The sequence below is a fragment of the Bordetella sp. 2513F2 genome, assembly GCF_054642735.1.
The window spans coordinates 2,309,113-2,330,841 of record NZ_CM137755.1 but is presented as its reverse complement, the minus strand read 5'-3'; the positions used below and the strand labels follow the sequence as shown (position 1 = coordinate 2,330,841).

Genomic DNA, 21,729 nt, shown 5'->3' with positions numbered 1-21,729 from the left:
AAGCCTGTGCGGGCGCTCAGCCTGCGTCGTCCTGGTCCGGAAGTGGGGGAACCCAGGACGGCGCGCGCTTTTCCAGGAACGCGGCGATACCTTCGCGGCCATCATCCGTGGCGCGCTGCGCGGCGATGCGCCGGGCCGTCTCGCTCATCAGCGGTGCGTCGAGCGGCGCATCGGCCACGTGCCGGATCAACTGCTTTGCCGCGTCCACGGCCTGCGGCGAGGCGAGCAGGAACGCGCCGAGCAGGGCATTGACGTGCTCATCCAGAGACTGTGCCTCGCACAGTTCGTGGATCACGCCCAGGCGCCACGCCTCGGCCGCGTCGAAGGTTTCGCCGGTGAGGAACCAGCGGCCGGCGGCGCGGGCGCCCATGGCGCGCAGCACGTAGGGCGAGACTACGGAAGGGATCAGGCCCAGGCGCGTCTCGGTGAGGCCGAAGCGGGTCTCGCGCGACGCCACCGCGATGTCGCAGGCGGTGGCCAGCCCCATGCCGCCCGCCACACAGGCGCCGTGCACCCGCGCGATCACGGGCTTGGGGCTGGCATGGATGGCGTGCAGCAACGAGGCCAGCGCCTGCGCGTCCGCCTCGTTGGCCGCGGTGCCGGCCTGCGCAGCGCGCTGCATGGCGTTGAGGTCGGCGCCGGCGCAGAAGGCCTTGCCCCGGCCCGCCAGCACGATGGCGCGCACCTGGTCGTCTGCCGCCAGCGAGGCGAATACCTCGGTGAGTTCGGCCACCATGCGGGTGTCCAGCGCGTTGCGCACCTCCGGCCGGTTGAGCCACACCACGGCGGTCTGCGGGCCGTAGGCGACTTCCAGTGTCTGCAGCATCGGCAATCATCCTTGATTCAGCGATAGAGTACGGTGGGCAGCCACAGGCCGATGGCGGGGAACAGGTACAGCAGGAAGATCGCCACCACCTGGATGCCCATGAACGGCAGCATGCCCAGGAAGATCTGGTTCAGCGTGACATGCGGCGGAGCGACGCCCTTCAGGTAGAACGCCGACATGGCCACCGGCGGCGACAGGAACGCCGTCTGCAGGTTGAGCGCCACCAGCAGGCCGAAGAACAGCGGGTCGATGCCGAAGGTATTGAGCAGCGGCACGAAGATCGGCATGAAGATGACGATGATCTCCGTCCATTCCAGCGGCCAGCCGAGCAGGAAGATGATGGCCTGCGCCAGCAGCAGGAACTGCAGCGGCGAGAGGCCCAGCGACAGCACCCATTCTTCGATGATGCGCTGCCCGCCCAGCAACGCGAACGCCGCCGAAAAGATGGACGAACCCACGAACAGCCAGCACACCATGGCGCTGGTCTTGGCGGCGAGGAAGACGGACTCGCGCAGCACCGGCATGTTGAGGTGCCGGTACGCCAGCGCCAGCAGGGCGCCGCCCATGGCGCCCATGGCGGCGGCCTCGCTCGGGGTCGCCAGGCCGAACGCGATGGAGCCCAGCACGGCCGCGATCATGATGGCCAGCGGAAAGAACGACGCCATGAGCATCTTGAAGACTTCCAGCCGCGACCACGTGAGCAGTCCGTAGAACACCGCCAGCAGGGCCACGCACACGCCGAGGAAGATCCAGTAGCCGACAGGAGCGGGCAGGCGCTGCGGGCCGTCTTCCGCGGCTGCGTCCGCCTGGGCCGCTTCGGCCGCGGTGTGGCCGTCGCCGGCGGCCGCGGGCGCGCCGGGCGGTTCGGACAGCCCCCCGGCAGCAGGCGGCTCCGACAGTCCGCCGTCGGCGGAGGGCGGTTCGGCCAGGCCGCTGCTGTATGAGCCGCCGTCGCCCAGTTGCAGCTCCTCGGGAATGTCGTAGGTGACGGGCGGTTCGGTGACCATCATGTAGACCGAACCGGCCAGCACGCCCACGACCATCAGCGGCGCCAGCGCCAGCAGCATGTTGCGCGCCAGGAAGCCCATGGGCACGTCGCGATTGCGGCGGCCCTTGAACATGGCGGCCAGCATGCCGCCCAGGGCATGCGTGTAGCCCTGGCCGCGCAGTTCGCCGGCCGGCGGGGGCAGGGGGATGTGGCGCTGGTCTGCCGGCAGCGGCGGGGCGAGGTCGGGGCGCAGCTTGGCCACCAGCATCACGTAGAGCGCATAGAGCGTTGCCAGCATGAGGCCGGGAAAGAGCGCGCCGGCATAAAGCTGCACGACCGACACGCCGGTGGTGGCGCCATAGACGATCAGCATGACCGAGGGCGGCAGCAGGATGCCCAGGCAGCCGCCTGCGGTGATGGAGCCGGCCGTCAGGCGCACGCTGTAGCCGGCCTTGAGCATGGCGGGCATGGCGAGCAGGCCCATGAGCGTGACCACCGCACCCACGATGCCCGTGGCGGTGGCGAAGATGGCGCAGGTTGCCAGGGTGGCCACGGCCAGCGCGCCGGGCAGGCGAGCCAGCGCCAGGTGCATCGAGCGGAACAGCTTCTCGATGAGGTTGGCGCGTTCGACCAGATATCCCATGAACACGAACAGCGGGATCGATATCAGCGAGTCGTTGGTCATGGCGGCGTAGGTCCGCTGCACCATCAGGTCCAGCGTCTGGCGCATCGCGCCGGCCCCGTCGCCGCTTTGCCACAGGTAGGCCAGGAAGGTGAACAGCACGCCCATGCCCATCAGCGTGAAGGCCGTGGGAAAGCCCAGCATGATGGCGACCACGATGAGCGCCAGCATCAGCAGGCCGATGTGGCCGCTGCTGAGGTTGCCCCAGGGCGTGAGGAACACGATCATGGCCAGCACGATGCCGATGCACGACAGGCCGAACCATAGCGCTTTGTGGGTTTTCATCGTTGCCCATCCCGGTTGTCCGTGCCGGCGTCACCGGCATGCACCATCTGCTTGAGTTTGTCGACGTCGACTTCCTCGACGTCGTACTCGCGCGAAGGCCAGGCGCCATGGGCCAGGCACAGGCCGCAGCGGCAGACCTCGGCCACGCCCTGCAGCAGCAGGAAGGCGCCGGCGATGGGGATGAAGCTCTTGAAGGGATAGATGGGCGGCCCGTCGGCCATGAGCGACGAATGCTCGCGGATGGCGATGGACTCGCCGGCATAGCGCCAGCCCGCCCATACCAGCGCGATCACCCCGGGGAAGAAGAAGACGACGTACAGCAGCAGGTCCAGGCCCGCCTGCACGCGCGGCGGCAGGAAGCCGTAGAGGATGTCGCCGCGCACGTGGCCGTTGGTGGCCAGCGTGTAGGCGCCGGCCATCATGAAAAGAATGCCGTAGTACATCAGCTGCATGTCGAAGGCCCAGGCGCTGGGCCTGTTGAGCAGGTAGCGGGCCGCCACCTCCCAGCACACATGCAGGGTGAGCACCACGATGAGCCAGGCGAAGGCCTGGCCCACGAAGGTCGAAAGCCGGTCTATCAGGCGTATGAGACGTATCATCTGCGCGGATCCAGTCGGGCGTGGAACACGGGGGGAGCCCCGGCGGCGCAAGGTGCCGCCGGGGCGATGCCGCAGGAGCGCGGCAATGCCGGGTTCGCGTCAGCCCGCCTGCTTGCGCGCGAAGTAGTGGTTGTGCGCCATGCGGTAGTTGACCGAGGTGTCGTTGTACCAGCGGCCCGCGCGTTCGGCGAAGGCGCGCTGGGAGTCGAGCACCTTCTTGAACAGCGGGTTCTCCGCGGACCGCTTGGCGATCATGTCGTCCCAGATCTTGAGCTGTTGCTGCAGGATCGCGTCGGGGGTCTTGTAGAACTTGACGCCGTTCTCCTTCTGCAGCTTGATGTACGCCTCGGAATAGCGGTGCGCCGCCTTCCAGGACATGTCGGCGCTCGCGGCCTGGGCGGCGTAGCGCAGGATGTGCTTGAGATGGTCGGGCAGGGCGTCGTACTTGGTCTTGTTGAACAGCACCTCGAACTGTTCGGCGCTCTGGTGGAAGCTCTGCAGCATGCAGATCTTGGACACGTCGGCGAAGCCCAGCGAGAGATCCGACGAGGCGTTGTTGAATTCGGCGCCGTCGAGCAGGCCGCGGTCGAGTGCCGGCACGATCTCGCCGCCGGGCAGGGCGTTCACCGCCGCGCCCATGGCGCTGTACATGTCGATGGCCAGGCCCACCGTGCGGAACTTCACCCCCTGCATGTCCTCGACCTTGGTGATGGGCTTCTTGAACCAGCCGAAAGGCTGGGTGGGCATGGGGCCGTACATGAGCGACACCACGTTCACGCCCATGGCCTTCTGGATCTCGGTGAGCAGTTCCTTGCCGCCGCCGTACTCGTGCCAGGCGAGCAGCATGTTGGCGTCCATGCCGAACGACGGGCCGGAGCCCCACAGGGCCACCGCGGTGTTCTTGCCGTACCAGTACGCCACCACGCCGTGCCCGCCGTCGAGCGTGCCCGCCGACACGGCATCGAGCAGGTCGAAGGCCTTCACCACCGCGCCGGCAGGCAGCACTTCGATCTTGAGCTGCCCCGCGGCCATGTCGTTGACCTTGCGGGCGTAGTCCTGCGCGAACTCGTGGAAGATGTCGTTGGCCGGCCAGGTGCTCTGGAACCGCAGCGTGACGGGCGAGCCCTGGGCCCGCGTGACGCTGGGAAAGCCCAGCGCCGCGGCGCCTGCCACGGTGGAGGCGCCGGCGATGAACGCGCGGCGGGATTGCGTAACGTGATGCATGGTGTGTTGTCTCCTTTTTTGGACTACATGGACCAGCTTGTTGTTACAGCCTGAATCGGTACCGCGGGGTGGTGCAGCGCAGTTGCGGCCGTTGCAGCCGCCGGGCGGGAAGTGCAGCCGGCTCGTGAGCGAGCAGGCCTAAGCGATTAAACCGTGCCGCAGCCAAGCTGACAATCAGCCTAATGTCCGTAAAAACCCGTAGCGTGCTTCGCTGCCGTTTCAGGCGGCGCGTGCCAGGGGCCACGCGCCGCGCAAGACGGGCTTGGTAAACTATGCCGTTTATCCCACGCGACATTCCTCGCTTTTCCCGCTACCGTGATCTCCACCGCCAATCTCACCATCCAGTTCGGCCCCAAGCCGCTCTTCGAAAACGTCAGCGTCAAGTTCGGGGAGGGCAACCGCTACGGACTGATAGGCGCCAACGGCTCGGGCAAGTCGACGTTCATGAAGATCATCGGCGGCGACCTCGAACCCTCCAGCGGCAACGTCTCGCTCGAGCCGGGCGTGCGACTGGGCAAGCTGCGCCAGGACCAGTTCGCCTTCGAGGATGTGCGCGTGCTCGACGTCGTGATGATGGGGCATACCGAGATGTGGGCCGCGATGTCCGAGCGCGATGCCATCTATGCCAATCCCGAGGCGTCCGAAGACGACTACATGCGTGCGGCCGAGCTCGAGGCCAAGTTCGCCGAATACGACGGCTATACCGCCGAGGCGCGCGCCGGCGAGCTGCTGCTGGGCCTGGAGATCGGCACCGAACAGCACAACCTGCCGATGCGCGAGCTGGCGCCGGGCTGGAAGCTGCGGGTGCTGCTGGCGCAGGCGCTGTTCTCCAATCCCGACGTGCTGCTGCTCGACGAACCCACCAACAACCTCGACATCAACACCATCCGCTGGCTGGAGAACGTGCTCAACGGCTACCAGAGCACCATGATCATCATCAGCCACGACCGCCACTTCCTGAACCAGGTCTGCACCCACATGGCAGACCTCGACTACCGCGAGATCCGCGTCTACCCGGGCAACTACGACGACTACATGCTAGCCTCGACGCAGGCGCGCGAACGCCTGGTGGCCAGCAATGCCAAGGCCAAGGAACGCATCAACGAGCTGCAGGATTTCGTGCGCCGCTTCGCCGCCAACAAGTCCAAGTCGCGCCAGGCCACGTCGCGCCTGAAGCAGATCGACCGGATCAAGGCCGAGCAGGTGGAGGTCAAGCCCTCGTCGCGCCAGAACCCGTACATCCGCTTCGAGCAGGCCAAGGTGATGCACCGCCTGGCGGTCACGGTGGAGCACCTGTCCAAGTCCTACGATGCGCCGGTGATCCGCGATTTCTCCATCATGCTCGATGCGGGCGAGAAGGTTGCCATCATCGGCGCGAACGGCGTGGGCAAGACCACGCTGCTGCGCATGCTCGCCAACGACCTCGCGCCCGACTCCGGCACCGTGAAATGGTCGGACAACGCCGACATCGGCTACATGGCCCAGGACGTCTCCGACCAGTTCCAGCAGGACGACATCAACCTCTTCGACTGGATGAGCCAGTTCCGCCAGCCGGGCGACGACGACCAGGCGATCCGCTCGGCGCTGGGCCGGCTGCTGTTCTCCGGAGACGACCTGCCCAAGGCGCCCAAGGTGCTGTCGGGCGGCGAGAAGAACCGCATGACTTTCGGCCGGTTGATGCTGGGCCGCCACAACGTCATGTTGCTGGACGAGCCCACCAACCACCTGGACATGGAATCCATCGAGTCGCTGCAGTTCGCGCTCGAGCAGTACCAGGGCACGCTGGTCTTCGTCTCGCACGACCGGGAGTTCGTGTCGGGCCTGGCCACGCGCATCCTCGAGATCCTCCCCGGCGGCGAGATCGTCGACTACCGCGGCGGCTACGAAGACTACCTGTCCTCGCGCGGCATCGAGGCCTGAGGCCGCGGCGGCTGCTTCCGGCCTGGCCGCGCTATGCGGCCGCCTGGCCGTCCGTCTGCGCCTCCCACACGACATGGCTGCGCGGGGTGTCGATGCGGTAGTCGGAATAGGGCAGCGCGAAGAACTCGCGGCCCAGCGCGTGCGCCGCCTCCAGCGGCCGCCGCGGGTCGCGCGCCACTTCGCCGCGGGCATTGCCCGCGCCATGCACGAAGCCCACGAAAGACGAATACGTATAGCGGGCATATTCCTGCAACTGGTGCACGATGCCCAGCGCCGCGCCCGGATAGGCCTCTTCCGACGCAATAGTCAGCCCCAGCCGCTTGCCGCGCATGCGCCGCTGCACTTCCTCCCAATCGGGGAAGCTTGCCGCATAGTAGGTGAAGGAGCGGTCGAAAAAGGCCTTGGTCTGCGCCGACATGCCGTACCAATAGACCGGGGTCGCGAACACCACGCCGTCGGCCGGCAGGAAATGCTCCAGGAACAGTTCGCCATAGCGATCGGCGACGGGCGGACGCTGCCGCGTGTCGGTCAGCATGCCCTCCACGTAATCGTCGATGAAGCAGAGCGACGCACGGTGGCCGGCGGCGCGCGCGCCGTCGATCACGGCCTGGCCCAGCAGCGCGCTATTGCCGTCCCGGCGCGGGCTGCCGACCAGGACGAGCAGGGTCTTGGGATGATCCGGGTTCATGTATGCCTCCAGGTGAGAAGTGTCTGCAGGCATGATGCCTCCTTCGAATCGACGGCGACAACTGAGAAATCCGCATTCTGGATGAGCTAAATTCATCCATGAGATCCCAGGAGCCACGATGTTCGCCCATATCCCCTTGCCCGGTCTGCGGGTGTTCGAGGCCGCCGCCCGCCTGGGCAGCTTCAAGCACGCCGCCGCGGAGTTGTCGGTTACCCCGACGGCCATTTCGCACCAGATCCGTGCGCTCGAGCAGCGCCTCGGTTTCGCGCTGTTCGAGCGCCTGCCGCGCCGCCTGCGCCTCACGGAAAAGGGCACGCAGCTGTTCGAACGCGTGCACGGCTCGCTGCTCGACATCGCGCAGACGCTGGAGCGGCTCAGGCCGGCACCGAGCGCGGGCGCGCTGACCGTCACCACCACCCACTCGTTCGCCGCGCTGTGGCTGGTGCCGCGGCTGGGCCGCTTCTACGACGCCCATCCCGACTACCAGCTGCGGCTGGACACCACCGCCCGGCCCATCGACCTGCTGCAGGATGCCAGCATCGACGTGGCTATCCGCTATGGCGGCCAGCCGCAGGCCGGCCTGCGCCGGTTTGCCTCGATCCGGGAGTGGTTCGGCGTCTACGCCGCGCCCGGCACGCTGCCGTGCGCCACGGGAGCGGCGCCCACGCTGATCACGGTGCGCTGGCGCGACTCGACCCTGTACGAGGAGGCCTGGCAGGCCTGGTGCGCGGCGGCCGGGGAGTCCTGGTGGACGGCATGCGCGCCGCGGCGCGTCTACGACGAGGAAAGCTACGCCTTGCAGGCCGCCGCCGCCGGCCAGGGCCTGGTGCTGGCCAGCTCGCTCATGGCCGGCGAGAGCGTGGCACGGGGGCTGCTGGTTCCGTACCGCCCCGAGGTCACGGTGGCGGGCGCCACCTATACCGCGCTGTGCTCGCCGGGCCGGGAGCGCCATCCGCCGGTGGCGGCGTTCCTGCGGTGGCTGGAGACCCAGTTCGGCATGTCGGGATAGCTATATATACCTATAAGCTATTAAAAAATGAGCTAAATATAGTTTGGATTCATATAACGAATTGTTAGATTACCGCTGTTATCTGCCGCCCATCTTCGCTGCCCCCGGGCGGCCGGGACACTCATGAATCTGACCTTCAACCACGTGCACAAGCAGTTCGGCGATCTCAACGTCGTCGACGACTTTTCCAGCGAGTTCCAGACCGGCGAACTGGTCGCCCTGGTCGGGCCATCGGGCTGCGGCAAGTCCACGCTGCTGCACCTGGCTGCGGGGCTGGAGCGGCCCAGCGAAGGCCAGGTGCTGGCCGACGGCCAGGCGGTGGCGGGCCCCCATCCCAGCCGCACCCTGGTCTTCCAGGAGCATGCCCTCTATCCCTGGCTCACGCTGCGCGACAACGTCGCCCTGGCGCTGGAGTTCCAGGGCGTGTCCAAGGCCCAGGCGCGCGAGCGCGCGGTGGCGTGGCTGGGGCGCGTGGCCCTGGGCGGCTTCGAGAACTACTACCCGCACCAGGTTTCCGGCGGCATGCGCCAGCGCGCGGCGCTGGCCCGTGCCTTCATCGCCCAGCCGCAGACCCTGCTGATGGACGAGCCCTTCGGCGCGCTCGACGCGCTCACCCGCCTCAGCCTGCAGGACGTGCTGCGCCAGCTGCTGCGCGAGGAACAGCCCACGGTGCTGCTGGTCACCCACGACGTCGACGAGGCCCTGTTCCTGGCCGACCGCGTGGTGGTGTTCAGCCCCCGCCCCGCGCGGGTATTGCGCGAATTCGACCTGCGGGGCCGCGAGCGCACGCACGATCTCGCCGGCCTGGCTGCCGAAAAGCGCGAGATCCTGCAACTGCTGGGCATCGGCGTCGGCGCCCACGCCGAGGCGCAGGCAGCCTGATCCATGGTGCGCCGCCGCGGCGGCGCACCGCATTCCCAATTGAGTACGGAGATTTCCAAGATGAAGATCAAGCAGTGGTTGTCGCTGCCGCTGGCCGCGGCTTTGCTGGCGGCCGGGCCCGCCATGGCGGCCGAGAAGTTCCGCGTGGGCTATCTGCGCGTCATGGACGACGCCCAGGCCATCGTGGCGCAGGAGGGCGGCTACTACCAGAAGGCCGGCCTGGATTCGGAACTGGTCGAGTTCAAGTCGGGCACGGACCTGATCAAGGCCATCGTCGGCGGCCAGCTCGACATCGGCGTGCTGGGCTTCACCAACGCCGTGGCCTGGGCCTCCAAGGGCGCCGACCTGAAGGTGGTGGGCGGTGCCCAGCAGGGCTATCACTCGCTGGTGGTGCGCGAGGACACCGGCATCCAGGACATCGCCGGCCTGAAGGGCAAGACGCTGGCCTCGCAGGCCGAGGGCAGCACGGCGGACGTGGTGCTCAAGGGCGTGGTGCTCAAGGAAGGCAAGCTGCAGCCCGACGACGTCAACGTCATGGGCGTGAGCCCCGCCGTGGCGGTGCAGTCGCTGGTCGGCAAGCGCGTCGATGCGGCCTTCCTGTTCGAACCCTACGACCGCATCGCCCAGCTGGTGGCGCCGGTCAAGCAGATCTACGAAGTGGGCCAGGCCTGGCCGTTCCCCTGCATGGTGGTGATCACCTCCGGCGAGACTCTGGCCAAGCGCAAGGACGACGTCTGGAAGGCGCTGGACGCCCAGAAGCAGGCCATCGACCTGCTGCAGAAGCAGCCTCAGGATGCCGCCAAGCTGATCGCCTCGTATTTCATCGCCGAGCCCACGCTCAAGACGCTCAAGCGCGGCGAGCTGCCGCGCGAGACGGTGATCGCCGAGGCCATCAGCACCCAGGTGTTCACGCCCAAGCTCAGCGACAAGGACACGGCCCGCATGCAGGAGATCGCCGACATCCTGCAGGCCCAGGGTTCGCTCAAGACGCGCGACGGCAAACCGTATGACGTCTCGGGCATCGTCGACCTGTCGTGGCAGGAGGCTCGTCAGCTTTGAGCGCCTCGACCCGCGTGACCGGGCTGCGCAAGCACCTTGCAGGGGTGCTGGGCGTGGCCTTCATTTTCCTGCTGTGGCAGATCGCGGCATGGCTGCTGCCTGATTTCCTGATGCCCGGCGTGCCCGCCGTGCTGGGCCGCCTGGTCGAGGACATCGGCAATCCCGATTTCCACCAGAGCCTGCTCGGCACGCTCGGGCGCCTGGGATTGGGCTACGGCCTGGCACTGGCGGCCGGCATCGGCTTCGGCCTGGTGGCGGCCGTCCTGTTCTTCTTCCGCGAGGTGCTGCGCAGCGCGATCGTCATCCTGCAGTCCATCCCGTCGATCGCCTGGGTGCCGCTGTTCCTGATCGTGATGGGTTTCGGCAGCACGCCCATCATCGTGGTGGTGGCCCTGTCGGCCTTCTTCCCGGCGGCGCTCAGCGTGATGAACGCCACCGAGTCGGTGCAGCGCGTGCATGTGTCGGCGGCGCGGGTCATGGGTGCCACGCCGTGGGGCCTGGTCAAGCGGGTCTACCTGCCGGCCGTCATGCCCGAGCTCATCACGGGCGCGCAACTGGCATTCGGCAATGCCTGGCGTGCCCTGATCTCCGCGGAGATGCTGATCGGCTTCGGCAAGGGCCTGGGCCGTTCGCTGGCCTATTCCGGCGAGATCGCCGACATGACCGGCGTGATGATGAACATTCTGGTGATCGCCGTGCTGGCTGCGCTGATCGACCAGTTCATCCTCGAAAACCTCAAGCATCGCCTGCTGCGCTACCAGTACGTGTAGCGCAAGGACGGGACGCACATGAGCCGCAGATGGCATCGCTGGCTGGCGCCGCTGCTGCTTGCGGCGCTGGCGGGCACGCCCGCCGGGGCCGCACAGCCGGGTCCGGCTCGCGCGCACGTACGCGGCGTGCTGGTAGTGGGCGTGCCGCATGTCGCGCCCGAGCCCGCGCCGGGCGCCAAGATCCGCACACCGGGACGGCTGGACGCGGCCGCGGCCCAGCGCCTGGCCGAGAGGCTGGGCCTGCCCGTGCGCCTGCAGGCAGTGCAGGCAGCGCAGGCCGCCGGACTGCTGCGCGCCGGCGAAGTGGACGTGGTGCTGGCCGACCGGCTGGAAGGCCAGTCATTGCCGGGATCGCAGGAACCCGGCGTGGCCGTCGTGCCCGCCGGCTATGCCACGCGCCCGCAGGCCGTCATTCGCAGCGATACGCCGATGCGGCGCTGGCAGGACGTGGCCGGCCGCAGCGTCTGCATGGCTGCGGACGCCGAGCAGGCGCGTGCCTGGGCCGAGCGCTGGCAGGCGCAGGTGCAGGTCCATCGGGTGCCGTCGGATGCGCTGGTCGCGGTGCGGGAAGGCCGGTGCGACGTGGGCCTGGTCGACGACACGGTATGGGCGCCGCTGATGCGCTTTCCCGAGTGGAAGAAGTTCGCCGCCACGCTGCCCGTCGAGGGCCCGCGTGCGCAACGCGTGTGGCTGGCGCCCGAGGCCGACGCCGCCTGGCTGCAGGCGGAGATGCGTAGGTGGCGCCGCGAGGGTGTGTGGGAGGCCATGGCCGGGCAATGGGCCCGCGACGTGGCCTTCGATGTCTACCTGGATCAGGAAGTGCCGGACTGCCACGGCTGAGGCGCCCCGGCGCTTACAATGCGCCGCTATGACGCATACCCTGGCCGGCTTCTGCACTTACGAGGAAGAGATCAAGAAGAGCCGCTTCCTGGCTCTGGCGGCGCCCGTCGACAGCGTGGCGCAGGCCATGGCGTGGTTCGGCGTGCAGGCAGAGCCTGCGGCCACGCACAACTGCTGGGCCTATCGCATCGGCCAGGAATACCGCTACAACGATGACGGCGAGCCGGGAGGAACCGCGGGCCGGCCCATCCTGCAGGCCATCGAGGGCCAGGGCCTGGACCGCGTGGCCGTGCTGGTGGTGCGCTGGTTCGGCGGCGTGAAGCTCGGCGCAGGGGGGCTGGTGCGGGCCTACGGGGGATGTGCCGCCAACTGCCTGCGCCAGGGCGAGCGCATCGAGCTGGTGCGGACGGTGCAGGCCCATTGCCGCTGCAGCTACGCCGAACTGCCGCTGTTGCAGGCGCGCCTGGCGCAGGCGGGCGTGGGCATCCTGGACGAGGCCTTCGATGCCGAGGGAGCCGCACTGATCCTGGCCGTGCCGCAGGCGCAGCTCGAACAGGTTCGCCAGCTGGTGGCGAACATCACCCGCGGGCAGGGCGACTGGCGCGTCGATGCCTAGCCCGGATCAGGCCTGCGCCGAGCCGTCGGCTTGGTCGCGTGCCGCGGCAATGTCGCGGTGTACCTGGGCCATGTCGACTTCCTTCACTTTGGTCAGCAGCTCCTCGAGCTGGCCGGCGCTGAGCGCGCCCGGCTGCGAAAACAACAGCACCTGCTCGCGGAACACCATCACCGTGGGGATCGAGCGGATGCCCAGCGCGCCCGCCAGTTCCTGCTCCACGTCGGTGTTGACCTTGGCGAACGTGATGTCGGAGTGGGTTTCGGAGGCTTGTTCGAAGACCGGTGCGAAGCCTTTGCAGGGACCGCACCAGGGAGCCCAGAAGTCCACGATCAGGGTGCCGTCGGGCGTAATGGCTTCCTGGAAGGAGTCCTTGGTGAGTTCTACGATGCTCATGGTGTCATCCTTGCCGCGTGCGTGACGCGGAGTAATGGGCCGCATGGGGCCCGGTTGTGGCGCGGCGCCGCCGGGGGCGCCGCAAGTGCCGCGCCTGGCCCGCCAGGCGCGATGCGTTGCGCTGCCTCAGGCCGCCGCAGGCGTGGCGGAGCTGGCCTGCTTGAGCGAGGCGACGATCTCGTAGGAGCGCAGGCGATCTTCGTGCCGGTAGAAATCGGACACGATCATGACTTCATCGGCCTCGGTTTCGGCGACCAGGGCCTCGAGCTCGCGCCGTACGGTTTCCGGTCCGCCCACGATGGCCGCGGCCAGCTTCTGCTGCACGGCGTGCTGTTCCCATTCGGTCCAGCGGCCCTCCATGCTTTCCACGGGGGGCTGCAGCTGCAGGCGATGGCCGCGCACCAGCGAGAGGAATTTCTGCTGCTGCGTGGTGGCCAGATACTGCGCGCGTTCGTCGGTATCCGCGGCCACGACGGGCACGCCGATCATGGCGTACGGACGCTGCAGCGTGCCCGAGGGCTTGAACAGGTGGCGATACAGCCGCATGGCCGCCATGCCTTCGGGCGAGAAATGGCCGGCGAAGGAGAAGGGCAGGCCCAGTTCGGCCGCCAGGCGCGCGCTGAAGTCGCTCGAGCCCAGCAGCCAGATGGGGATGTCGAGCCCGGCGCCCGGAATGGCGCGCACCGCCTGTCCGGGCCGCTCGGGCGCGAGGAATGCGCGCAATTCTTCAAGCAGGGCCGGAAATTCCAGCCCGCTGCGCGGCCCGCGCCGCAGGGCATGCTGGGTGGCGCCGTCGCTGCCGGGCGCGCGGCCCAGGCCGAGGTCGATGCGCCCGGGGAACAGCGTTTCGAGCGTGCCGAACTGCTCGGCGATGATCAGCGGCGCGTGGTTGGGCAGCATGACGCCTCCCGAGCCCACGCGCAGCGTACGCGTATGCGCGGCCACGTGGCCGATCAGCACGGCAGTGGCGCTGCTGGCCACGCCGGTGATGTTGTGGTGCTCGGCAAGCCAGAAGCGGCGATAACCCAGCGCCTCCACGTGGCGGGCCAGGTCGACGGTGTTGCGAAAGGCGTCCGCCGCCGTGCCTCCCGCTACGATGGGGGCGAGATCCAGCACGGAAAACGGCACGTTGGCCAGGACGCTCATGTACACACTCCGTATGCGCGGCGGCCGGCGCGCGGGGGCACGCTGCCGCCAATGACGATCCGGGCCTGTGACAGGCCCGGGCTCATGTAATCCATATGGAGAGTGTATAGGCGAATTCAAGCGCTCGCCGGAGCAACCCCATGGCCGATCGGGTCGATAGGGGCGGCCTATTGCATGCCCTCTATTTTGCGTCCTCTACTGCGCTCCCCGACTGCGCCCGCCGGTCGCCGGCTCAGTCCGGGAAGAATGCGTAGCGCAGCACGAACAGCGCGGCAACCAGCCAGGTGGCGGCGTGGACCTCCCGTACGCGGCCGGTGCAGGTCTTGAGCACCACGTAGCTGATGAAGCCGAAGGCCAGGCCGTTGGCGATGGAGTAGGTGAACGGCATGATCAGCGCGGTGAGCGCGGCCGGCGTGGCTTCGGCGACGTCGTTCCAGTCGATCTCGATCAGCTCGCGCATCATCAGGCCGGCAACGTACAGCAGGGCCGGCGCGGTGGCGTAGGCGGGAACCGAGCCGGCCAGCGGCGAGATGAACAACGCGGCCAGGAAGAGCACCGCCACCACCAGCGCGGTGAGGCCCGTGCGGCCGCCGGCCTGCACGCCCGAGGCGCTCTCGACGTAGGCCGTGGTGCTGCTGGTGCCGAGCATGGAGCCGGCCACGATGGCCGAGCTGTCGGCGAACAGCGCGCGGCCCAGCCGGTTGGGGCGGCCGTCGGCGACCAGCCCGGCACGCTTGGCAACGCCCATGAGCGTGCCCGTGGCGTCGAAGACCTCGACCAGGACGAATACCAGGATCACATGCACGAAGCCGGTGTGCAGGGCGCCCGCGATGTCGAGCTTGAAGAGCGTGGGCATCAGGCTGGGCGGGGCGGAGAAGATGCCGCGGAATTCGTTGTGGCCCAGCAGCATGGACAGCACCGTGACGGCCAGGATGCCGATCAGGATGGCCCCGCGCACCCGCAGCGCATCGAGCACGGCGATGATGAAGAACCCCAGGATGGCGAGCAGGGGCCCCGCCTGGCGCAAATCGCCGAGCGTGACCTTGGTGGCGGGGTGCGCCACCACGATGCCGGAACTGGTGAGGGCGATGATGGCCAGGAACAGCCCGATGCCGGCCGCGATGGCGCTGCGCAGCGAGGGCGGAATGCCCTTGATCAGCCAGGCGCGCACGCCGGTGACCGTGAGCAGCAGGAAGATGACGCCCGAGATGAATACGGCGCCCAGCGCCTGCTCCCAGGTGTAGCCCATGCCCTTGACCACCGTGAACGCGAAGAAGGCGTTCAGGCCCATGCCCGGCGCCATGCCGATGGGCCAGTTGGCGACCAGCGCCATGATCAGCGTGCCCAGCGCGGCCGCCAGGCAGGTGGCGACGAACACGGCGTCGCGGTCCATGCCGGTGGTGGACAGGATGTCGGGGTTGACGAAGATGATGTAGGACATCGTCAGGAAGGTCGTCAGCCCGGCAACCAGTTCGGTGCGGACGTTGGTGGCGTGTTCGCGCAGGTGAAAGAGCTTCTCCAGCATGCGGGTCCCCGGTAGCGGCGTGATTGATGTGACGGTTGGTGGTTCTTGTGTTGCGGCCACGCGCAAGCCGCCGGATGGCCGGCGCGGGCCGTGTATTTTCGCACCAAGTTGTAAACTGCGTGCCCATGATCATCCTCGGCTTCGAAAGCTCCTGCGACGAAACCGGCGTGGCCGCGGTCTGTACCGAACGCGGCCTGCTGGCGCACGCGCTCCACACCCAGATCGCCATGCACCAGGAGTACGGTGGCGTGGTACCCGAACTCGCCTCGCGCGACCATATCCGGCGCGTGGTTCCGCTCACCCGGCAGGTGCTGGCCGACGCCGGGCTGGGCTTTGCCGACATCGGCGCCATCGCCTATACGGCCGGCCCCGGCCTGGCCGGGGCGCTGCTGGTGGGAGCCAGCATGGCGCAGTCGCTGGCCTGGACCCTCGGGCTCCCCGCCATCGGCATCCACCACCTGGAAGGGCACCTGCTCTCGCCCTTGCTGGCCGAGCCGCGGCCGGCGTTTCCGTTCGTGGCCTTGCTGGTCTCGGGCGGGCATACGCAGCTGATGCGGGTCGACGGCGTGGGCCGCTATGCATTGCTGGGGGAGACGCTGGACGATGCGGCCGGCGAGGCCTTCGACAAATCCGCCAAGCTGCTGGGCCTGGGCTATCCCGGCGGCCCCGCGCTGTCGCGGCTGGCCGAACAGGGCGATCCCGAGCGCCACGCGCTGCCCCGGCCCATGCTGCACAGCGGCGACCTGGACTTCAGCTTCAGCGGCCTCAAGACGGCGGTGCTCACCCGGGTGAAGGCGGCGCAGGCGCAAGGCGGCCTGGATGAGCAGACGCGCGCGGATCTCGCGGCGGCCACGCAGGCCGCCATCGTCGACGTGCTGGCCGCCAAGGCCGCGCGCGCCCTGCAGCAGACCGGATTGCGACGCCTGGTGGTGGCCGGCGGGGTGGGCGCCAATACGCGGCTGCGCAGCCGCCTGGCCGAAGCCTTGCCGCGCCTGGGCGCGCAGGCTTATTTCCCGCCGCTGGCCCTGTGCACCGACAACGGCGCCATGATCGCGTTCGCGGCCGCCGAGCGCGTGCGCCACGGCCTGGCCACCCTGGAGGAGGGCAGCCACGCCTTCACGGTCCGGCCGCGCTGGGACCTCGCCGACATCTGCGTGCCGGCCGGGGCCTGACCAGCCGCGGCGCTCAAGACTTCTTGCTGCCGATGCGGCTTTCCGTGCCCTGGAGCAGGCGCGCGATGTTGGCGCGGTGCCGGTAGATGAGCAGCACGCCGATCAGCGCCAGCGCCAGCGCCACGGCCGGGCGCGCCGTCCAGGCCACGCCCGATCCGAACACGTAGTAGACGGGCGCAAAAAAGGCCGCGACCAGCGCGGCCAACGACGAGTAGCGGAAGAAGAGGGCGACGATCAGCCAGGTGGCGGCGGTGGCCACCGCCAGCCAGGGCTGCACGGCCACCAGCACCCCCAGGGCGGTGGCCACGCCCTTGCCGCCCCTGAAGCGCAGGAACACCGGATACAGGTGCCCGACGAACACCGCCTGGGCAACCGCGGCGTACACGCCCCACGACATGCCCGGCGCCAGCCGTTGCGCCAGCCACAGCGCGAACCAGCCCTTGGCCGCGTCGCCCAGCAGGGTGAGCGCTGCGGCCGTCTTGTTGCCGGTGCGCAGGACGTTGGTCGCGCCGGGGTTCTTCGAGCCGTAGCTGCGCGGATCCTGCAGCCCCATGAGCTTGCTGACCACGACGGCGAAAGGGATGGAACCGATCAGGTAGGCCATCAGGACCAGCGCCAGGCCGAACGTCAGGGAAGGGGCGGTGAGGACCATGCAAGTCTCGTTATGTTGTGTCTGCGCGCGGCGCGCGGGCTGCGCGCCGTGGCTGCGGATTCTACCTCCGGAGCCGGGGCTCCGCGAGAAGCCCGCGCGCGCCGCGCACCTGCCGTACAATCGGTTGCGTTTTGCCGCGAATCGTTTTTGGAAGAGTCGATGCGTATCCTGGTCTCGAATGACGATGGCTATACCGCGCCGGGGCTGGAAGCCCTGGTGCAGGCCTTGTCAGGCCTGGGCGAGCTCACCGTGGTGGCGCCCGAAACCAATCACAGCGGAGCCTCGAATTCCCTGACCTTGAACCGGCCGCTCACCGTGCGCACGGCCGCAAACGGCTACGTCTACGTCAACGGCACGCCGTCCGACTGCGTGCACGTGGCGCTCACCGGCGGCCTGATGGACGCCCGGCCCGACCTCGTCGTCTCGGGCATCAACAACGGCGCCAACATGGGCGATGACACGCTCTACTCCGGCACGGTGGCCGCTGCGAGCGAGGGCTATCTCTTCGGCATTCCCTCGATCGCCTTCTCGCTGGTCGACAAGGGCTGGGAGCACCTCGACAGTGCCGCCCGGGCGGCGCGCCAGGTGGTCGAGCGCCACCTGGCCGAGCCGCTGGCCGCGCCGGTGCTGCTCAACGTCAACATCCCCAACCGGCGTTTCGAAGACCTGACGGGCTACGAGGTCACGCGGCTCGGCAAGCGCCATCCGTCCGAGCCCGTGGTGCGCACCACCACGCCCTACGGCGATACCGTGTACTGGATCGGCCCCGCGGGGCTGGCGGCCGATGCCGCGCCCGGCACCGATTTCCATGCGGCGGCGCAGGGCGCGGTGTCCATCACCCCGCTGCGCCTGGACCTCACCCAGCACAGCCAGCTCGACGAAGTGCGGGCCTGGGCGGAGCCGCTATGCGCAAGCGCCTGATCCCCGGCCTGGTGTCCTCGCTGGGCACGCCGCCGCGCCCTGCACCCGTGGGCACGCGCGCAGCCGGCGCCGTGCCCGGCATCACGCCCGCCAACAGCAACACGCGCATCTCGGCGGCGGCCTTGCCGCGGCCGGAGCCGGTGCGCCAGCAGCCTGCCGCCGGATCCAACCTCGGCCTGAACTCGGATCGCATGCGCCAGGCCATGGTGCAGCGCCTGCGCAAGCAGGGCATCACCGACGAACGGGTGCTGTCGGCCATGGCGGCGGTGCCGCGCCATCTGTTCGTCGACGAGGCGCTGGCCAGCCGCGCCTACGAAGATGCCGCGCTGCCCATCGGCCATGGCCAGACCATCTCCCAGCCCTGGGTGGTCGCGCGCATGATTTCCGCCGCCTGCGAGGGTCGCCAGCCTGCGCGCGTGCTCGAAGTGGGGGCGGGCTGCGGCTACCAGGCCGCCGTCCTGGCGCAATTCGTGCGCGAGGTGCATGCCATCGAACGCATCCGCGGCCTCTACGAGATGGCGCGCACGCACCTGCGCGCGCTGCGCCTCACCACGCGCGTGCGGCTGATCCATGGGGACGGCATGCTGGGCGTGCCCGGCGTGCCGCCGTTCGATGCTATTGTTGTGGCTGCCGCGGGCCTGAGCATTCCTCAGGCGCTGCTGATGCAACTGGTGCAGGGCGGGCGCCTGATCGCGCCGGAAGGCGGTTCCAGCCAGAAGCTGGTGCTGATCGAGCGCACGGGGCCCGCCAGCTGGAATCGTCAAGAACTTGAAACTGTGCGCTTCGTGCCCTTGCGCGCCGGCATACAATCTTGAGCGAATCAATCTCGAGCAAACAGGAGAATCGAATGCTCACCGGGCAGTTGCCACTGACCGATCGTCTTCACCCCGCCGCCGGCGGGGTACGTTTTTCTCGCTGTGCGACGTCGGTCGCCATCGTGGGCCTGCTGCTGCTGGCCGGCTGCGCCTCGCGGGGCACGCGCGCGCCGGTCGTCGATATCTCCCCCGGACAACAATCGGCCACGGCGCAGCCGGGCGGCACCTACGTCGTGAAGCCGGGCGACAGCCTCTACCGGATTGCGCGCACCTACAACCTCGATATCGAGAACCTGAAGCGCTGGAACAACCTCACCGATCCCAACCAGATTTCGGTGGGGCAGGTGCTGAAGCTGTCGGGTTCGGCCTCGGCGCCGGCAGCGCCCAGCGGCGCGGTGCCCGCTCCCAAGCCGCCGCAACCCGAGCCCGTGCCGCTGGGCGAGCCCGGGGCGCCGGCCACGACCACGCCGCCGGCCGCCACCACGCCACCGCCAGCCACGCCGCCCGCGCCGGCCGAGCCGCCGCCGTCGCGCGCCGCCGACGCCGGCGTGATCAACTGGGGCTGGCCTGCCACCGGCGCCGTCATGCAGAAGTTCAGTGCCGCCACCAAGGGCATCGACATCGCCGGCACGCCGGGCGATCCGGTCGTGGCCGCCGCCGACGGCAAGGTCATGTACAGCGGCAACGGCGTGCGCGGCCTGGGCAACCTCATCATCATCAATCACCAGAACGGCTTCATCACGGCGTACGCGCACAACCGCGCACTGCTGGTCAAGACCGGCCAGGACGTCAAGCGCGGCGCCAAGATCGCCGAACTGGGGCAGAGCGACGCCGCGTCGCCGCGCCTGCATTTCGAGATCCGCAGGCAGGGCACGCCGGTGGATCCGCTGCAGTACCTGCCGTCGCGATGACGCCCACGCTGGTATTCGACCTCGAAACCCTGCCCGACGTGACGGGGCTGCGCCGCCTGAACGGATGGGGCGCAGACCTGAGCGACGCCGACGTGGTCGAACGCGCGTTTGCGGCGCGGCGCGAGGCGGTGGGCCACGATTTCCTGCCGCTGCACCTGCATCGCGTGGCCGTGATCGGCTGCGTGTTCCGCGACGACAACGGCTTTCGCGTCAAGACCCTCGGCCAGCCGGACGATCCCGAGCCGGTGCTGCTGGCAGGGTTCTTCAAGACCATCGAGCGCTATACGCCGCGGCTGGTCAGCTGGAACGGCTCGGGCTTCGACCTGCCCGTGCTGCACTACCGCAGCCTGATCCATGGCGTGCCGGCGCCGCGCTACTGGGACCTCGGCGACGAAGACCGCGATTTCAAGTTCAACAACTACATCAGCCGCTACCATACGCGCCATCTCGACCTGATGGACGTGCTGGCCAAGTACAACGGCCGCGCCAATGCGCCGCTCGACGAACTCGCCAAGCTGTGCGGCTTTCCGGGCAAGCTGGGCATGGACGGCAGCAAGGTCTGGGAAGCGTGGAGCCAGGGCCAGGCCGATGCGGTGCGCGCCTACTGCGAAACCGACGTGGTCAATACCTGGCTCGTGTACTGCCGTTTCCGCTTCCTGCGCGGCGAACTCGACGCCGCTTCCTACGATGCCGAGATCGCGCTGGTGCGCGACACGCTGGCCGCCAGCGAGGCCCCGCACTGGAAGGAATACCTGGCCGCCTGGGACGCGGCCTGACGCCACCGCGCCACTGCGCGGCGCCGAGCAATCGACTGAAACATAGGCCGGTTCGTACGAAACCCGGCTGAAACTGCGGGCCCCGCACAATGGCCTCGCGTTCAAACCTTTCAGGAGATTCAAATGTCCCGATACGCGATCCGTAGTTCCCTGGCCGGCCTTGCCCTCGTGCTGGGCACCGGCTTGCTGGCCGCCCCCGGCATGGCCGCAACCGAAGCGGGCGACGCCTCGCAGCGCGTGGTGGGCGAGCGCGGCCATCACGGCAAGCATGATCACCGGCACGGTCCCAGGATGATGATGCGCGATGGCCTGATGATTCCTGGTGTGGGCCCCGTTTCCAAGAAGCAGCTCGAGGCGCTCAAGCTCAACGCCGACCAGCAGGCCAAGCTGGACGCGGCGCGCCAGGCACAGCGCCAGCTTTTCGATGGCCATCGCGAGTCCGGCAAGTCGCGCCATGAACTGCTCGACAAGCAGCTGGCCGACGGCAAGCTCGATCCCCGCGCGCTGCTGGCCGCGGAGGCGTCGGGGCGGGACGCCTTCCGAAAGCAGGCCGACGCAGTGCGCGACCAATGGCTGGCCGTCTGGGACAGCCTGGACGATACGCAGCGCGGCCAGGTCGCGGGGTTCGTCAAGGAGAACCAGGCGCGCATGAAGGCGCATTTCGAGAAGCGCGCCAAGCGCGGTGATCGCGGCGATCGGAGCGGGCAGCCGGCGGAGCCTGCCGTCGAGAGCCCGCAGCCGGCCAACGCAACCTGACACGGCCACCGGCAGCGGCCCCGCGGGGGTGAGCCTCCTGGGGCCGCTGCCATGCAGGCGGTGCGCCATGTTGGGGTTCTCCTCCCCCATATGATGCAAAAAATAACAATAAGCATCATTGAATTACGCCGTTGTGGTGCCTGGATCTGCCCCTGGAGGGCCAGTTCCTGGCGGGGCGAGGTGGCATGGAAAGTGCTTGGTGAGCGGAGTCCGCCCGGTTGGGGCTGTTATTCCGGGCGGCAGATCGGACGACCGCCCATGCGGCGTCCGCGCT

At 68.6% G+C, this 21,729-nt stretch carries 22 protein-coding genes; 13 read left to right on the top strand and 9 right to left on the bottom strand.

Features of this window, described 5'->3' with window-relative positions; genetic code table 11:
• Nucleotides 1–16: 16 nt before the first annotated feature.
• The 4 genes from ACYBYQ_RS10990 to ACYBYQ_RS10975 form a co-directional block, all read right to left on the bottom strand.
• Nucleotides 17–826, bottom strand: a complete 810-nt coding sequence (locus ACYBYQ_RS10990; RefSeq protein WP_459614229.1) for an enoyl-CoA hydratase/isomerase family protein — start codon at nucleotides 824–826, stop codon at nucleotides 17–19.
• A gap of 17 nt (nucleotides 827–843) precedes the next feature.
• Nucleotides 844–2,781, bottom strand: a complete 1,938-nt coding sequence (locus ACYBYQ_RS10985; RefSeq protein ID WP_459614228.1) for a TRAP transporter large permease — start codon at nucleotides 2,779–2,781, stop codon at nucleotides 844–846.
• Nucleotides 2,778–3,380, bottom strand: a complete 603-nt coding sequence (locus ACYBYQ_RS10980; protein WP_459614227.1) for a TRAP transporter small permease subunit — start codon at nucleotides 3,378–3,380, stop codon at nucleotides 2,778–2,780. The genes ACYBYQ_RS10985 and ACYBYQ_RS10980 overlap by 4 nt, the downstream gene beginning before the upstream one ends.
• 99 nt (nucleotides 3,381–3,479) lie before the next feature.
• Nucleotides 3,480–4,604 carry a TRAP transporter substrate-binding protein gene (locus tag ACYBYQ_RS10975; RefSeq protein ID WP_459614226.1) on the bottom strand — a complete coding sequence of 375 codons (1,125 nt, stop codon included), beginning with the start codon at nucleotides 4,602–4,604 and terminating at the stop codon, nucleotides 3,480–3,482.
• 315 nt (nucleotides 4,605–4,919) lie between these two features.
• Between ACYBYQ_RS10975 and ACYBYQ_RS10970 the strand changes: the two genes are divergently transcribed.
• The gene (locus tag ACYBYQ_RS10970) at nucleotides 4,920–6,524 is read left to right on the top strand and encodes an ABC-F family ATPase (RefSeq protein WP_459614225.1); all 1,605 of its coding nucleotides are present in this window, start codon (nucleotides 4,920–4,922) and stop codon (nucleotides 6,522–6,524) included.
• Between the two features lie 31 nt (nucleotides 6,525–6,555).
• On the opposite strand, the gene ACYBYQ_RS10965 is transcribed toward ACYBYQ_RS10970, so the two are convergent.
• Complete coding sequence (locus ACYBYQ_RS10965) at nucleotides 6,556–7,212, bottom strand: flavodoxin family protein (RefSeq protein ID WP_459618760.1); 657 nt, start codon at nucleotides 7,210–7,212, stop codon at nucleotides 6,556–6,558.
• Between the two features lie 118 nt (nucleotides 7,213–7,330).
• Between ACYBYQ_RS10965 and ACYBYQ_RS10960 the strand changes: the two genes are divergently transcribed.
• The 6 genes from ACYBYQ_RS10960 to ACYBYQ_RS10935 all read left to right on the top strand — a co-directional run bounded on the left by ACYBYQ_RS10960 (nucleotide 7,331) and on the right by ACYBYQ_RS10935 (nucleotide 12,388).
• Complete coding sequence (locus tag ACYBYQ_RS10960; protein ID WP_459614224.1) at nucleotides 7,331–8,221, top strand: LysR substrate-binding domain-containing protein; 891 nt, start codon at nucleotides 7,331–7,333, stop codon at nucleotides 8,219–8,221.
• Between the two features lie 123 nt (nucleotides 8,222–8,344).
• Complete coding sequence (locus ACYBYQ_RS10955; RefSeq protein WP_459614223.1) at nucleotides 8,345–9,103, top strand: ABC transporter ATP-binding protein; 759 nt, start codon at nucleotides 8,345–8,347, stop codon at nucleotides 9,101–9,103.
• A 60-nt stretch (nucleotides 9,104–9,163) separates the two neighbouring features.
• Nucleotides 9,164–10,162, top strand: a complete 999-nt coding sequence (locus ACYBYQ_RS10950) for an ABC transporter substrate-binding protein (RefSeq protein ID WP_459614222.1) — start codon at nucleotides 9,164–9,166, stop codon at nucleotides 10,160–10,162.
• Nucleotides 10,159–10,932, top strand: a complete 774-nt coding sequence (locus ACYBYQ_RS10945) for an ABC transporter permease (protein ID WP_459614221.1) — start codon at nucleotides 10,159–10,161, stop codon at nucleotides 10,930–10,932. The genes ACYBYQ_RS10950 and ACYBYQ_RS10945 overlap by 4 nt, the downstream gene beginning before the upstream one ends.
• Nucleotides 10,933–10,950: 18 nt before the next feature.
• Complete coding sequence (locus tag ACYBYQ_RS10940; protein WP_459614220.1) at nucleotides 10,951–11,772, top strand: type 2 periplasmic-binding domain-containing protein; 822 nt, start codon at nucleotides 10,951–10,953, stop codon at nucleotides 11,770–11,772.
• Between the two features lie 28 nt (nucleotides 11,773–11,800).
• Entirely contained in the window at nucleotides 11,801–12,388 is a 588-nt protein-coding gene (locus ACYBYQ_RS10935; RefSeq protein ID WP_459614219.1) for an IMPACT family protein, read from the top strand.
• Nucleotides 12,389–12,394: 6 nt separating this feature from the next.
• On the opposite strand, the gene trxA is transcribed toward ACYBYQ_RS10935, so the two are convergent.
• The 3 genes from trxA to ACYBYQ_RS10920 form a co-directional block, all read right to left on the bottom strand.
• Nucleotides 12,395–12,781 carry a thioredoxin gene (gene trxA, locus ACYBYQ_RS10930; protein WP_459614218.1) on the bottom strand — a complete coding sequence of 129 codons (387 nt, stop codon included), beginning with the start codon at nucleotides 12,779–12,781 and terminating at the stop codon, nucleotides 12,395–12,397.
• A gap of 126 nt (nucleotides 12,782–12,907) precedes the next feature.
• Entirely contained in the window at nucleotides 12,908–13,927 is a 1,020-nt protein-coding gene (locus ACYBYQ_RS10925) for an LLM class flavin-dependent oxidoreductase (protein WP_459614217.1), read from the bottom strand.
• 232 nt (nucleotides 13,928–14,159) lie between these two features.
• Nucleotides 14,160–15,452, bottom strand: coding sequence for an NCS2 family permease (locus tag ACYBYQ_RS10920; protein ID WP_459614216.1), 1,293 nt, complete (start codon nucleotides 15,450–15,452; stop codon nucleotides 14,160–14,162).
• 125 nt (nucleotides 15,453–15,577) lie between these two features.
• On the opposite strand from ACYBYQ_RS10920, the gene tsaD reads away from it, so the two are divergent.
• Nucleotides 15,578–16,624 (top strand): tRNA (adenosine(37)-N6)-threonylcarbamoyltransferase complex transferase subunit TsaD, encoded by a 1,047-nt coding sequence (gene tsaD, locus ACYBYQ_RS10915; protein ID WP_459618759.1) that lies wholly within the window; start codon nucleotides 15,578–15,580, stop codon nucleotides 16,622–16,624.
• Between the two features lie 13 nt (nucleotides 16,625–16,637).
• Here the strand turns inward: tsaD and plsY are convergent, their stop codons facing one another.
• Nucleotides 16,638–17,276 carry a glycerol-3-phosphate 1-O-acyltransferase PlsY gene (gene plsY / locus ACYBYQ_RS10910; RefSeq protein ID WP_459614214.1) on the bottom strand — a complete coding sequence of 213 codons (639 nt, stop codon included), beginning with the start codon at nucleotides 17,274–17,276 and terminating at the stop codon, nucleotides 16,638–16,640.
• Between the two features lie 159 nt (nucleotides 17,277–17,435).
• Here plsY and surE point away from each other — a divergent pair, with 159 nt between their 5' ends.
• From surE to ACYBYQ_RS10885, 5 genes are all read left to right on the top strand, one after another.
• Nucleotides 17,436–18,197: a 5'/3'-nucleotidase SurE gene (gene surE / locus ACYBYQ_RS10905; RefSeq protein ID WP_459614212.1), complete on the top strand. Its 762-nt coding sequence runs from the start codon at nucleotides 17,436–17,438 to the stop codon at nucleotides 18,195–18,197.
• Nucleotides 18,182–19,012 (top strand): protein-L-isoaspartate(D-aspartate) O-methyltransferase, encoded by an 831-nt coding sequence (locus ACYBYQ_RS10900; protein WP_459614210.1) that lies wholly within the window; start codon nucleotides 18,182–18,184, stop codon nucleotides 19,010–19,012. The genes surE and ACYBYQ_RS10900 overlap by 16 nt, the downstream gene beginning before the upstream one ends.
• A 32-nt stretch (nucleotides 19,013–19,044) precedes the next feature.
• Nucleotides 19,045–19,923, top strand: a complete 879-nt coding sequence (locus ACYBYQ_RS10895) for a peptidoglycan DD-metalloendopeptidase family protein (protein ID WP_459614208.1) — start codon at nucleotides 19,045–19,047, stop codon at nucleotides 19,921–19,923.
• Nucleotides 19,920–20,699, top strand: a complete 780-nt coding sequence (locus tag ACYBYQ_RS10890) for a 3'-5' exonuclease (protein ID WP_459614206.1) — start codon at nucleotides 19,920–19,922, stop codon at nucleotides 20,697–20,699. Before ACYBYQ_RS10895 ends, ACYBYQ_RS10890 begins: the two co-directional genes overlap by 4 nt.
• A 123-nt stretch (nucleotides 20,700–20,822) precedes the next feature.
• Nucleotides 20,823–21,455: a hypothetical protein gene (locus ACYBYQ_RS10885; protein ID WP_459614204.1), complete on the top strand. Its 633-nt coding sequence runs from the start codon at nucleotides 20,823–20,825 to the stop codon at nucleotides 21,453–21,455.
• Nucleotides 21,456–21,729: the final 274 nt, after the last annotated feature.